At 68.5% G+C, this 12,856-nt stretch carries 16 protein-coding genes; 15 read left to right on the forward strand and 1 reads right to left on the reverse strand.

What is annotated here, in order from left to right; genetic code table 11:
* Position 1 precedes the first annotated feature (1 nt).
* The 15 genes from LF41_RS15505 to LF41_RS15575 all read left to right on the forward strand — a co-directional run bounded on the left by LF41_RS15505 (position 2) and on the right by LF41_RS15575 (position 11,854).
* The gene (locus LF41_RS15505) at positions 2-586 is read left to right on the forward strand and encodes a KdsC family phosphatase (protein ID WP_052116523.1); all 585 of its coding nucleotides are present in this window, start codon (positions 2-4) and stop codon (positions 584-586) included.
* On the forward strand, positions 583-1,164 hold the full coding sequence (lptC, locus tag LF41_RS15510; RefSeq protein WP_036171885.1) for an LPS export ABC transporter periplasmic protein LptC: 582 nt from the start codon (positions 583-585) through the stop codon (positions 1,162-1,164). Before LF41_RS15505 ends, lptC begins: the two co-directional genes overlap by 4 nt.
* Positions 1,148-1,663, forward strand: a complete 516-nt coding sequence (lptA, locus tag LF41_RS15515) for a lipopolysaccharide transport periplasmic protein LptA (RefSeq protein WP_052116524.1) — start codon at positions 1,148-1,150, stop codon at positions 1,661-1,663. Before lptC ends, lptA begins: the two co-directional genes overlap by 17 nt.
* On the forward strand, positions 1,663-2,382 hold the full coding sequence (lptB, locus tag LF41_RS15520; protein ID WP_036171888.1) for an LPS export ABC transporter ATP-binding protein: 720 nt from the start codon (positions 1,663-1,665) through the stop codon (positions 2,380-2,382). The genes lptA and lptB overlap by 1 nt, the downstream gene beginning before the upstream one ends.
* Before the next feature lie 49 nt (positions 2,383-2,431).
* On the forward strand, positions 2,432-3,847 hold the full coding sequence (locus LF41_RS15525; RefSeq protein ID WP_036171892.1) for an RNA polymerase factor sigma-54: 1,416 nt from the start codon (positions 2,432-2,434) through the stop codon (positions 3,845-3,847).
* 83 nt (positions 3,848-3,930) lie between these two features.
* On the forward strand, positions 3,931-4,248 hold the full coding sequence (hpf, locus tag LF41_RS15530; protein WP_036171895.1) for a ribosome hibernation-promoting factor, HPF/YfiA family: 318 nt from the start codon (positions 3,931-3,933) through the stop codon (positions 4,246-4,248).
* A gap of 30 nt (positions 4,249-4,278) precedes the next feature.
* On the forward strand, positions 4,279-4,758 hold the full coding sequence (locus LF41_RS15535; RefSeq protein WP_036171898.1) for a PTS sugar transporter subunit IIA: 480 nt from the start codon (positions 4,279-4,281) through the stop codon (positions 4,756-4,758).
* Positions 4,755-5,702, forward strand: coding sequence for an HPr(Ser) kinase/phosphatase (gene hprK, locus LF41_RS15540; protein WP_036171901.1), 948 nt, complete (start codon positions 4,755-4,757; stop codon positions 5,700-5,702). The genes LF41_RS15535 and hprK overlap by 4 nt, the downstream gene beginning before the upstream one ends.
* Before the next feature lie 64 nt (positions 5,703-5,766).
* Complete coding sequence (gene rapZ, locus LF41_RS15545) at positions 5,767-6,612, forward strand: RNase adapter RapZ (RefSeq protein ID WP_036172086.1); 846 nt, start codon at positions 5,767-5,769, stop codon at positions 6,610-6,612.
* Positions 6,613-6,631: 19 nt separating this feature from the next.
* Positions 6,632-7,024 carry a PTS sugar transporter subunit IIA gene (locus LF41_RS15550; RefSeq protein ID WP_036171904.1) on the forward strand — a complete coding sequence of 131 codons (393 nt, stop codon included), beginning with the start codon at positions 6,632-6,634 and terminating at the stop codon, positions 7,022-7,024.
* Between the two features lie 21 nt (positions 7,025-7,045).
* Positions 7,046-7,315: an HPr family phosphocarrier protein gene (locus LF41_RS15555; RefSeq protein ID WP_036171907.1), complete on the forward strand. Its 270-nt coding sequence runs from the start codon at positions 7,046-7,048 to the stop codon at positions 7,313-7,315.
* On the forward strand, positions 7,315-9,030 hold the full coding sequence (gene ptsP, locus LF41_RS15560; RefSeq protein WP_036171909.1) for a phosphoenolpyruvate--protein phosphotransferase: 1,716 nt from the start codon (positions 7,315-7,317) through the stop codon (positions 9,028-9,030). The genes LF41_RS15555 and ptsP overlap by 1 nt, the downstream gene beginning before the upstream one ends.
* A 43-nt stretch (positions 9,031-9,073) precedes the next feature.
* The gene (locus LF41_RS15565) at positions 9,074-9,517 is read left to right on the forward strand and encodes a YybH family protein (RefSeq protein ID WP_036171913.1); all 444 of its coding nucleotides are present in this window, start codon (positions 9,074-9,076) and stop codon (positions 9,515-9,517) included.
* A 130-nt stretch (positions 9,518-9,647) separates the two neighbouring features.
* Positions 9,648-11,009, forward strand: a complete 1,362-nt coding sequence (mgtE, locus tag LF41_RS15570; protein ID WP_036171916.1) for a magnesium transporter — start codon at positions 9,648-9,650, stop codon at positions 11,007-11,009.
* A 107-nt stretch (positions 11,010-11,116) separates the two neighbouring features.
* Complete coding sequence (locus LF41_RS15575; protein ID WP_036171920.1) at positions 11,117-11,854, forward strand: tetratricopeptide repeat protein; 738 nt, start codon at positions 11,117-11,119, stop codon at positions 11,852-11,854.
* A gap of 3 nt (positions 11,855-11,857) precedes the next feature.
* On the opposite strand, the gene LF41_RS15580 is transcribed toward LF41_RS15575, so the two are convergent.
* Positions 11,858-12,805 carry an aspartate carbamoyltransferase catalytic subunit gene (locus tag LF41_RS15580; protein WP_036171923.1) on the reverse strand — a complete coding sequence of 316 codons (948 nt, stop codon included), beginning with the start codon at positions 12,803-12,805 and terminating at the stop codon, positions 11,858-11,860.
* Between the last annotated feature and the right edge of the window lie 51 nt (positions 12,806-12,856).

Consider the following 12,856-nt stretch of genomic DNA (forward strand, 5'->3'; position numbering starts at 1 on the left):
CATGAATTACTCGCACCTCAACGACTACCCGGCCGATATCCGCGACCGTGCCAGGCGCATCCGCCTGGCCTGCTTCGACGTCGACGGCACGCTCACCGACGGTCGGCTCATCATCGACGGCGACGGCAACGAATCGAAGGCGTTCCACGTGTTCGACGGGCTGGGCCTGAAGTTCCTGCAGCGCAAGGGCATCGCGGTGGCGTTCGTCACCGCGCGCGCCAGCGCGGCCGCCGAGCGCCGTGCGAACGAGCTGGGCGTGGAATCGCACATCGGCGTGCGCGACAAGCTCGCGTGCGTCGAAGGCATCGCAAAGCGCATGGGACTGTCGCTCGATGAAGTCTGCTTCATGGGCGACGACCTCGTGGACCTGCGCGTGATGCAGCAATGCGGCCTGTCCGTGGCGCCGGCGCAGGCGCATCCGTGGATGCGCGACCGCGTGCACTGGCGCACGCATGCGCGCGGTGGCGAAGGCGCGGCGCGCGAAGTGTGCGACCTGATCCTCGCCGCGCAAGGCCACGCCGAATCGCTGCTCGATGAAATCGCGCACGTCACGGGCATCGGCGCGCGGGCGGAACAACCGCAATGAGCAAGCGCGGCCTGCTGCTGATCGCCCTGCTGGTGGCCGCCGCCGTGACCGGCTGGTCCGCGTGGGAGCATCGTCCGCGGGATCGCGGCGGCAAGGCCGACAACGGGCGCTCCGATTACGTGCTCACGGATTTCGAAGCCGTGGTCCTCGACAAGCAGGGCCGCGAGTCCTTCACGCTGAAGGCGCCGAAGCTCACGCGCAGCCCCGGCGACAAAACGATGACCATCCAGACGCCCATCTTCTACATCCCCGTCGCACCCGCGGCAGGCCAGGCGCCCACGCGCGAAGCCGGCTGGGAAGTGCGTTCGAACACCGGCTGGGTGAGCGCCGATGGCGACGAAGTCCGGTTGCTCGGGGCCGTGAACGCGAAGACGGCCAGCGCGGCCCAACGCCGCGTGACGATCACCACCGAGCGCATGAACATATTCCCGGACGCGAACCGGGCCACCTCGCCGGGGACGGTCACGGTGGAGCAACCGGGCTCTATACTGCGGGGTCAAGGCATGGATGCGCGGCTCGACAGCAAGCGCGTCCGCTTCTCGTCGAACGTAAAGGCCCGTTATGTCCCGTCGCATTGATTCGCTCCGCTGGTCCGCGCTGCTGCTCCTGGGCGTGGCCGCCTTCGCGGGCGCGCGCACCTCGGACCGCAGCCAGCCGATGAACGTCGAGGCCGGCGGCAGCGATTGCTCGGTGAGCGACACCGGCCAGTGCATTCTCACGGGCGACGTGCACATCACGCAGGGCACGATGGTCATCCGCGCAGGGCGCGCCGTGATCCATCGCGCCAACGGCGACATCCGCCGCGTGCAGTTCACCGGCAGCCCGGTGCAGCTGACGCAGGAACTGGACGACGGTTCCAAGATCAACGCGCGCGCGCAGAACGTCGATTACGACATGGCCACCGACACCGTCGTCTTCACCGGCGATGCGCTGATCGACCAGCCCGGTCGCGGCAACATCGCCGGTGGGCGCATTGCGTACAACATGCGTTCCGGCCAGGTGCAGGGCACCGGCGAAGGCAAGGGCCGCGTGAAGATGCAGTTCGTGCCGAAGGGCGCGCAACAGGGCAGTCGCTGATGCTGCTCGCGCAAGGGCTGCGCAAGTCCTATCGCACGCGCGCGGTCGTCCGCGATTTCGGCCTGACCCTCGACGCCGGCGAAGTCGTCGGCCTGCTCGGCCCCAACGGCGCGGGCAAGACCACCTGCTTCTACATGATCGTCGGCCTGGTGCCGGCCGATGCCGGGCAGATCGTGCTCGACGGCCAGGACATCTCCGGCGAGCCGATGTACACGCGCGCCAAGCTGGGCGTCGGCTACCTGCCGCAGGAACCCTCGGTGTTCCGCAAATTGTCGGTCGCCGACAACATCCGCCTGGTGCTGGAGTTGCGCGAAGACCTCGACGCCAACGGCCGCGAGCGCGAACTCGACTCGCTGCTCGAGGAACTGCAGATCGGCCACGTCGCCGGCCAGATGGGCGCCAGCCTCTCCGGCGGCGAGCGGCGACGCGTCGAAATCGCCCGCGCACTGGCCGGCAAGCCCCGCCTGATGCTGCTCGACGAACCCTTCGCCGGCGTCGATCCGATCTCCGTCGGCGAGATCCAGCGCATCGTCCGTCACCTGAAATCGCGCGGGATCGGGGTGCTCATCACGGATCACAACGTGCGGGAGACCTTGGGCATCTGCGACCGGGCGTATATCCTCAACGAAGGCAGCGTGCTCGCGCAGGGGGCGCCGGACGCGCTGCTGGCGAACCCCGACGTCCGCCGCGTGTACCTCGGCGAAGCATTCCGCCTGTAGGTCCGTCGCGTCCCGGCCGTCGGTTCCCACCGGCAGCGTTGGACTCGACATGAAGCCCCGCCTCCAGACATCGCTGGGACAGCACCTGGTCATGACGCCGCAGTTGCGTCAGGCCATTCGCCTGTTGCAGCTGTCGACCGCGGAACTGGAAATCGAGATCGCCAGCGCGGTGGAGAGCAACCCGCTGCTGGACTGGGAAGACCCCACGCCCATCGACACCCTTCCGGGCGATGGCGCCAACGGCAGCGGCAATGGCGCCGACCACGACGACGCACCGCCTGCCGACGCCTCGCCCTGGGATGGCGACGAGCCGTGGTACGAACGCATCGGCCCCGCCGACAGCGACGACGAACCGCTCGCCGAACAAGTGGCCGAAGCCGAAACGCTGCACGACCACCTGTTGTGGCAGTTGCACCTGAGTCACCTGTCGCAGCGCGATCGCATGATCGGCGTGGCGATCATCGAAGCGATCGACGACGACGGCTACCTGCGCGAGACCATCGAAGCGGTCGCCGACAGCCTGCGCCCCGACATCAACGCGCAGGACAACGAAATCCTGACGGTGCTGCACCAGGTGCAGCGGTTCGATCCGCCGGGCGTGGGCGCGCGCACGCTCAACGAATGCCTGCAGATCCAGCTCGCGCTGCTGCCCGAGGGCACGCCCGGCCGCGATCTTGCAAAGAAGATGGCCGACGGCCCGCTCGAACGCCTGCCGCGCATCGGCGTGGCCGGCCTTGCGAACGAACTGCATCGTTCGCACGAAGACATCGAACTCGCCGTGCACGTGCTGCGTTCGCTCGAACCGCGCCCCGGCGCGCAGATGGGCGGCCTGTCGGCCGATACGTACGTGACGCCCGATTGCGTCGTGTGGCGGCAGCAGGGCCAGTGGCGCGTCGCGCTCGCCGCCGGCGCGCGGCCACGCATCTCGATCCATCGCGGATACGAACGCATGATCCGCTCGGCGAGCGAGAACGACGCGATCTACCTGCGCGGCCGCCTGCAGGAAGCGCGCTGGCTGCTCAAGTCGCTCGAAGCGCGCGGCGATACCTTGCTCAAGGTGATGCGCTGCCTGTTGCGGCAGCAGTCGGCGTTCCTCGAATTCGGCGACCAGGCGTTGCGGCCGCTGACGCTGCGCGAAGTCGCCGGCGAAGTGGGGCTTCACGAATCCACCATCTCGCGCGCCATCGCGCGCAAGTACGTGCGCACGCCGCGCGGCACGATCCCGCTGCGCGCGTTCTTCGCATCGGGCATCGAGACCGGCACTGGCGGCGAGGCCTCGAGCACCGCCATCCAGGCCATGATCCGCCGCCTGGTCGAGGGCGAGGACCCGCGCAAGCCGATGTCGGACGCCCGCCTGGCGGAAACCCTCAAGGCCTCCGGCGTGCCGGTCGCACGGCGCACCGTGGCCAAGTACCGGGAGGCCATGAGCATCCCCTCGTCGCAGGACCGCCTGCGAATCGGTTAAGTCCCAGCCTTGCGGCCGACCATCTTCCCCTCACGGCCGCCGGGCGTATCCTGTCCATCCGAAGTGAGCAAAGGAGGTCCGCGATGCGCATCGACACCTACGGCCAGCAGCTCGAAGTCACGCCTGCCCTGCGCGACTACGTCGAAACCAAGCTCCAGCGGCTCTCCCGACACTTCGACCAGCCGATCGATGTCCGCACGCAACTCAGCCTGGAGCGCACCGACCATTGCGCCGAGGCCAACGTGAATATCGCCGGTCGCACCTTGCACGCCGATGCGACCGCCCAGAACATGTACGCCGCGATCGACCTGCTCGCCGACAAGCTCGATCGCCTGTTGATGAAGCACAAAGAAAAGATCATCGATTCGCACCGCGGCGGGGACGCCGCGCGCGGCGGCTGACACCCGCAACGCATCTTCGAGGGGGAGACGATGCCGTTCCAGTCGCTGCTATCCGCCGACCGCGTCGTCCTGCTCGTCGAAGCCGGGGACCGCGACGGCGTGCTCGACGCCGCCGCGCGATTGCTGTCCGACGCATCGCCTGCCAACACGCAGGCGATCGCCGAAAGCCTGCGCAAGCGGGAGCGCCTGGGCAGCACCGCGATCGGCCACGGCATCGCCATCCCGCACGGCCGGACCAACGCCTTCGACCATGCACGCGCCGCATTCCTGCGGTTGCGCGAGCCGATCGATTTCGACGCCAGCGACGGCGAGCCGGTCGACCTGGTGTTCGCGATGGCCGTGCCGGAGCATTTCACGCAGGAACACCTGCAATTGCTTGCGCAGATCGCCGAGCAATTCGCGGACGCGGGTTTTCGCGACGCGCTGCGCGCAGCGCCGGATGCCGCGACATTGCGGCAAGTGCTCCTCGACGGGGCGCACGCGCCGGCCGAAGCGGTGCGCGCCCGATGACGCAGCGGATCGCGGCGCAGGAATTGTTCGACCTGCACCAGCAACGCCTGGGCCTGCGGTGGGTCGCCGGCCAATCCGGCGCGACGCGCGTGCTGGAATCGGTCGAGACTGTCGCGCGCCGGCCGTCGCTCGCCGGTTACCTCAACATCATCTATCCCAACAAGGTGCAGATCCTCGGGACCGAGGAACTGCAATGGCTGGACGGCCTGGATTCGCGCAATCGCTGGGAAGTGATCGAACGCATCATGCAGTCGCGCCCGCTCGCGCTGGTGATCAGCAAGGAACAACGCGTTCCCGAAGACCTGATCGACGCCGCCGAGGAATCGAGTACGCCGCTGTGGTTGTCGCCGCGCCGTGGCCATGAGTTGTTGAACCACCTGCAATACCACCTGGCGCGCACGCTCGCGCCGCGCGTGACGTTGCACGGCGTGTTCATGGAGATTTACTCGATCGGCGTGCTGATCACCGGCGAATCGGGATCGGGCAAGAGCGAACTGGCGCTGGAACTGGTGACGCGCGGGCACCGCCTGGTCGCCGACGATGCGCCGGAGTTCACGCAGATCGCGCCCGACGTGCTCGACGGCACGTGCCCGGAGTTGCTGCAGGATCTGCTGGAAGTGCGCGGCCTGGGCGTGCTCAACGTGCGCCAGATGTTCGGCGACACCGCGGTGAAGCGGAACAAATACCTGCGCCTGATCGTGCACCTGACCAAGCCGCACCTCGAACCGCAGGCCGCGGGCCTGGAACGCATCACCGGGGACCTCAGCATCCGCCGCGTGCTCGATCTCGACGTCCCGCAGATCACCCTGCCCGTGATGCCCGGCCGCAACCTCGCCGTGCTCGCCGAAGCCGCCACGCGCGCGCACATCCTGCGCGCGAAGGGCGTGGACCCCGCGGCCGCCTTCATGGCGCGCCATTCCCATTTCCTCGAACGATCCAGCTGACGCCGTGAACACGACGCCGCCTCCCGCACCGCCCGCCCCGCCCGCGCCGCCGGTGCCGAGCCTGATGATCGTCAGCGGCATGTCCGGTTCGGGCAAGTCGGTGGCGCTCAACACGCTCGAAGACCTCGGGTTCTATTGCGTCGACAATTTGCCCGCCGACTTGCTGCCGGAATTCGTCCGGCGCGTGACGCGCGGCGAAATGCAGCCGGAGAAACTCGCCGTCGGCCTGGACGTACGCAGCGGCGGCGACCTCAACATCATTCCGGACGTGCTGTCGGAAGTCGGCGGGCTCGGGCTCGATCCGAAACTCATTTTCTTCGATGCCGAAGACGACGTGCTGCTGCGTCGCTACGCCGACACGCGCCGCCGCCATCCTCTCAGCCATCTCGGTCTCGCGCTCGCCGATGCGATCGGTCTGGAGCGGCAGGCGCTCAAGCCACTGCGGCAGATCGCCGATGTCGTGCTCGATACCAGCCACCTCAACGTGCACAAGCTGCGCCGCGTGGTGATCACCGAGTTCGGCCTGGGCGAAGCCTCGAGCCTGTCGTTGTTGTTCGAATCCTTCGCCTACCGGCGCGGCGTGCCGCCGGACGCGGACTTCGTCTTCGACGCGCGCTGCCTGCCCAACCCGCATTGGGACGCGCGCCTGCGCCCGCTGTCCGGCCGCGACAAGGACGTGGGCGACTACCTCGAATCGCAACCCGAGGTGGCGCAGTACGCCGGCGAAATCGAGCACTTCCTCGATACCTGGTTGCCACGCCTGCAATCGGACACGCGCAGTTACGTCACCGTGGCCTTCGGCTGCACGGGCGGGCGGCATCGTTCGGTGTACCTGGCCGAACGCCTCGCGCGCCATTGCCGCGAGCGCGGGTGGGCCGAGGTTGCGGTGCACCATCGCGAGCTGGACTGACTTGCACTAACCTGCCGCCATGACCGTCGGCATCCTGCTCATCACCCACGAAGGCGTCGGCTCGGGCTTGCTGGCCGTCGCCACGCGCCTGCTGCGCCAGTTGCCGCTGAAGACCGAGGCCTTCGAGGTCCCGTTCGACGCGGACCCCGACGCACTGTTGCCATTGGCGAGCGCGGCCTTGCGCCGCGTCGACGGCGGACAGGGCGTGCTGGTGCTGACCGACCTGTACGGCGCGACCCCGAGCAACCTTGCGGCCAAGCTCGCGCGCATCGGCACGCCCGTGCGCCGCGTGTCCGCATTGAGCCTGCCCATGCTGCTGCGTGTGATGAATTACGCAGAAATGGATCTCGACGAACTTCCCAGCGTCGCCGCGGCGGGCGCACGCAACGGCGTGATCCATGATGACGCCTGACATCGACGCACAGAGGACTGCATGATCGAGCGCGAGCTCCTGGTCGCCAACAAGCTGGGCCTGCACGCACGGGCCACGGCCAAGCTCGTGCAATTGCTGTCCTCGTATCGCTGCGGCGCGACCATCGCGGCGAAAGGCCGCGAAGTGAATGCCAAGAGCATCATGGGCGTGATGTTGCTGGCCGCGGGCCAGGGCACGCCGGTGGTGTTGCGCGTCGACGGCGACGACGAAGCCGAAGCGGCGGCCGCGGTGGCGGACCTGTTCGAGCGGCTCTTCGACGAGGGCGGCTGATGCGGCAGGTCCTGCCCGGTCACGGCGCGTCGCGCGGCAGCGCGCTCGGCCGCGCACGGGTCCGCTTGCCGCATGTGCTGGACGTCCGCGAGGAACACGTCGAGGCCGATGCCGTCGAAGGCGAGCTGCAACGCCTGCACGCCGCCATCGACATCGTGCGCGAGGAAATGCGCGTCCTGCGCCAGCGCCTGCATGGCGCACTCGCGCAGGAAGTCGGCGAATTCCTCGACCTGCACGCCCTGCTGCTCGACGACCCCGAATTGCTGCAGGGCCTGGATGACCTGATCCGCGCCGGCCGTTACACCGCCGACTACGCGCTGCGCCTGCAACGCGACCGCATCGCCAGCGTGTTCACGCAGATGGACGACGCGTACCTGCGCAGCCGCATCGACGACATCGACCAGGTGATCGGCCGCATCCACGTCGCGCTGCACCGGAGCGCGACGCCGGTCGAAGGCCTGGCGGGCGACATCCTCGTCACCGACAACATCGCGCCGGCCGAACTCGCGCAATTGCAGGCGCAAGGCGTGATGGCGGTGGTCACCGCGGGCGGCAGCGCGTTGTCGCACAGCGCGATCCTCGCCCGCAGCCTGCACGTGCCGCTGGTGGTCGGTGCAGCGCAAGCGTTGATGAAGGTCAACGACGGCGACGTGCTCGCCGTCGACGGCACCAGCGGCCTGGTCGTCCTCGAACCCAATGCCGAAGACCTGCGTGGCCACCGCGCGCGCATGCGCGACCAGGTCCGCGAGCGCCGCCAGCTCAATCGCCTGCGCCGCGAACCCACGCGCACCACGGATGGCGTCGACGTGAAACTGTGGGCCAACGCCGAATCGCGCGCCGACGTCGCCGAAGCGCACGCTCTCGGCGCCGCGGGCGTCGGCCTGTACCGCACCGAGTTCCTGTTCCTCCAGCGCACCGAAGTGCCGGACGAAGAGGAACAATTCCGCGCCTATCGAGACGTCGTGCTCGGCATGACGGGCCGCACGGTCACCATCCGCACGCTCGACCTCGGCGCCGACAAGGCCGACCGCAGCGGCCTGGTGCTCGAAGGCGAACCCAATCCCGCGCTCGGCCTGCGCGGCGTGCGCCTGTCGCTCTCGCGCGAACCGTTGTTCCGCACGCAGCTGCGCGCGATCGTGCGCGCGTCGGGCTACGGCCCCGTGCGCGTGCTGGTACCGATGATCAGCAGCCGCGAGGAAGTCCTCTCGGTCAAGCGCATGTTGCGCAAGGTGCTGGCGGAGGTGCGGCGCGAGGGACACGAAGTCGCCGACGTGATCCCGCTCGGCGCGATGATCGAAGTGCCGGCCGCGGCGATCGCCCTGCCCTCCTTCATCGGCGCGGTGGATTTCCTGTCGGTCGGCACCAACGACCTCATCCAGTACCTGCTCGCCGCCGACCGCAACAACGAGGCGCTCGGCGAGATCTATACGCCGATGCACCCGGCGCTGATCCGGCTGCTGCACGACATCATCCGCAACGCGCACAAGCGCGGCAAACCCGTGGCTGTGTGCGGCGAAATGGCGGGCGATGCGACCTACGCGCCCTTGCTGCTCGCCCTCGGACTGGGCGAGTTCAGCCTGCATCCGAACACGCTCCTGGAACTGCGGCGCGCGATCCGCAATTGCGATCTGTCCGCTTTGCGTGCGCGGGCCCCCGCATTGCTGCGCGCGAAGGATCGCAACCAGATCGAGCAATGGCTGACGGCCTCGCACTGAGCGCAGCGGCGACACTGGCGCTTTCCTTTCCCGGAGCGCGGCCATGCAACGTCGATTCCTCACTGCCTTCTGGCTGATCCTTGCGATGGCGTGCGCGCCTGCATTCGCCAACGACAAGGCCCCGGCCGCCGGCGCCGTCATGCATCCGGAAGACATGGCGTCCCGATTCAACACGCTGTACGCCGCGGGCGACATCGAAGGCCTCGTCGCCCTGTTCGAACCCCAGGCGCTGCTCCGCGTCGGCGACTCCGCCCCCGTCCACGGGCGCGATGCGATCCGCGATGCGCTGAAGGGCTTCATCGCGCCCGGCGCGGTGATGGAAACCACCCACATCGATGTCCTCGAGCACGACGGCCTGGCCTTCGTCTCCACGCGCTGGCGCATCCACGGTGCGCTCGAAATGGAAGGCACCTCGCGCGAAGTCCTGCGTCGCCAGCCCGACGGTCGCTGGTTGTACGCCATCGACCTGCCCGAACCGAAGGGTTGACGCAGCGCACGCAAACAAGCGGACTTCCTTGCAGGGGTAGGCGGCTTCATGCCGCACAGGCCATAATTCGCGCCATGAACGCCTGACCCCTGTCGCGCCACGTGCGCGGCGCCGCCAACGGAAGTACCGCATGGCCGAAGCGATCCGCCACGAGAAGACCGCGCGACAGCTGCGTCTGCTATCGGACGCGCTCGACAGCGGCCGCCTCGGGCCCGTGCGGCGCCTCGTCAACACGCTCTCCCCTGCCGAGATCGGCAACCTCCTCGAATCCCTCCCGCCCGCCAAGCGCACGGTGGTGTGGGGCCTGGTCGATCCCGAGGACGACGGTGAAGTGCTGGTCCACGTCGGCGACGACGTGCGCGAAAGCCTGCTGGCCGAGATGGACCCCGACGAAATCGTCGCGGCCGTCGAGGACCTCGACATCGACGACCTCGCGGACCTGGTCGAAGACTTGCCGGACACCGTCATCGACGAAGTCCTCAAGTCGATGGACCGCGAGAACCGCGAGCGCCTGGAGCAGGTGCTGTCCTACGACGAGGACACGGCCGGCCGCCTGATGAACCCCGACGTGGTGACGGTGCGCACCGACACCACGGTCGACGTCGTCCTGCGTTACCTGCGCCTGCGCGGCGAATTGCCGGACCACACCGACCATCTGTACGTGGTCAGCCGTCGCCATCAGTACCTCGGGCGCATCGCGTTGCAGTCGCTGCTCACGCACGAGCCCGGCACCGCGATCAACCAGCTGATCGACGACGAACAACCCGCCATCGGCGTGGACGAGTCGTCGGAAGAAGTCGCGCGCCAGTTCTCCGACCACGACTGGATCAGTGCGCCCGTCGTCGACGACAACAACATCCTGCTCGGCCGCATCACCATCGACGACGTCGTCGACATCATCCGCGAACAGGCCGAACACCAGGTGCTCGGCGCCGCGGGCCTCGACGAAGACGAAGACCTCTTCTCGCCCGTGCGCCGCGCCTTCCGCCGCCGCCTGCTGTGGCTGTCGATCAACCTCGGCACGGCGTTCCTCGCCGCGAGCGTCGTCGGCCAGTTCGAAGGCACCATCGAGAAGATCGTCGCCCTCGCCGTGCTGATGCCCATCGTCGCGGGCATGGGCGGCAACGCGGGCACGCAGGTGCTCGCGCTGATGGTGCGCGGGCTGGCGCTCGGCCAGGTCGGCGCATCGAACGTGCAGGTCCTGCTGTGGAAGGAGCTGCGCGTGGCGTTGATGAACGGCCTGAGCCTGGGCATCGTGCTCGGCGCGATCGTCTACTTCTGGTTCGGCGACGCCGTGCTCTCGCTGGTCATCGCCTCGGCGCTCACCATCAACCTGGTCTTCGCCGCGAGCGCCGGCGTGATCGTCCCGCTGACGTTGAAGCGCATGGGCTTCGATCCCGCACTTGCCGGCGGCGTGATCCTCACCACGGTCACCGACGTGATGGGGTTCCTCGCATTCCTGGGATTGGCGACGCTCGTACTGCTGCGCTGACGTTGCGCTCTCCCCCGGCCCCCTGTGCCGAAGGGAGCGGGAACGACCCCGTTGCGCTTCGTCGTCCGTAGAATCAGGGACTCAACCGCCTGGGGAGGCGACGCCGGATGCGCACCATCGTATTGCTGTCACTGCTGTTGGCCACGTCCGCGCATGCGCAGGATCCGGCGGCGGTCGATCCCGACTCGATCAGCACGACCACCACGTACTACGCGCTGCGCGACGCACAGGAAGCGCTCGGCAAGCAATGGCGCGAGGATTACAACGCAGCCAAGGATGCGATGGACGCACAGCGCACGGACGAAGCGGCGCGGACGTTCGCGAAGATCCTCGCCGCCTGCGAGGGCTATGCACGCCCCGGCCTGCGCGTGATCGCCGCGCACGACGCGGACGAGTACGTGCGCGCCGCGGCACGGACCGCCGACGGCACGCCCACCGAGTGGCTGGACATGGTCTGCCCGCGCGCCGCCACCGATTCCGCCTACCTGGCCGTCGAAGCGAAAGACTTCGATGGCGCGCTCGCCCGCATCCGCCAGGCGAGCGAATGGGCGCCGCTGTGGGCCGATCCGCACAACGAGCACGGTTTCGTCCTCGGCCAGTTGCAGCGCCGCGAGGAAGCGCTCGTGCAGTATCGCGAAGCGATCGACCTGGCGACCGCCTCCGGCGACAAGCCCGTGCTGGCGATGGCGTGGCGCGGCGTCGGATTCCAGTCGAGCGAGCTCGGGCGTTGGAACGACGCACGCGCGGCGTATCGACGTTCGCTCGAAGTCGAACCGGGCAACCAGCTGGCGAAGGACGAACTGGCGTGGATCGACCGCCAGGATCCCGCCGGCGCGTCGAACTGACGATCAGGCGCCCAGCAACACTTCCAGCACGGCCATGCGCGCGGCCACGCCGTTCGCGACCTGGCGCAGGATGAGCGATTGCGGGCCATCGGCGACGTCGTCGTCGATTTCCACGCCGCGGTTCATCGGCCCCGGATGCAGCACCACGGCATCCGGCGCCGCGCGGCGCAGGCGCGTGGCGGTCAGGCCGTAGTCGCGGTGGTAGTCGGTGAGCGAACCGACGAGGCCTTCTTCCATCCGCTCGCGCTGCAGGCGCAGCATCATGATCGCGTCGACGCCGTCGAGCGCCGCGTCGAAATCCTGCGTCACCGTGCAGCCTTCGAGCGTGGCGTCCGTCGGCAGCAACGACTGCGGGCCGCACACGCGGATTTCGCCGGTGCCGAGCGTGCGCAGCGCGTGCAGGTCCGTTCGCGCGACGCGCGAATGCTTCACGTCGCCGACGATGGCGACTTTCAGTTTCGAGAAATCCGTGCCCTTCGCCTGGCGCAGCGTGAGCATGTCGAGCAGGCCCTGCGTCGGATGCGCGATGCGGCCGTCGCCGGCGTTGACCAGCGCGGTGCCGGGGCGCGCCTGCGCGGCGAGCGCGGCGACCGCGCCGTCTTCCTTGTGGCGCACGACGAACCCGTGTACGCCCATCGCTTCGAGCGTGCGCATCGTGTCGCGCGCGGTTTCGCCCTTGCTCGTCGAGGAGGTCGAGGCGTCGAACGTCAGCACGTCGGCGCCCAGGCGTTGCGCGGCGATCTGGAAACTCGAGCGCGTGCGCGTCGAGGGCTCGAAGAACAGCGTGCACACCGTGCGGCCGACGAGCGTGCTGCGCAGCGAAGTATCTCCGCGGCGGTCGTCGAAACTTTGCGCGAGGTCGAGCAGGCGCACGAGCACCGTGCGCGGCAGGCCTTCGAGCGTGAGGAAATGGCGCAGGCGTCCCTGCGCATCCACCTGGGCAACGGTCACTCGGCGGCTCCGCTGGATGTGAGTGTGGGTGCGCTGCCGTTGGGCAGCATT

The sequence above is a fragment of the Lysobacter dokdonensis DS-58 genome, assembly GCF_000770795.1.
Taxonomy (GTDB): domain Bacteria; phylum Pseudomonadota; class Gammaproteobacteria; order Xanthomonadales; family Xanthomonadaceae; genus Noviluteimonas; species Noviluteimonas dokdonensis.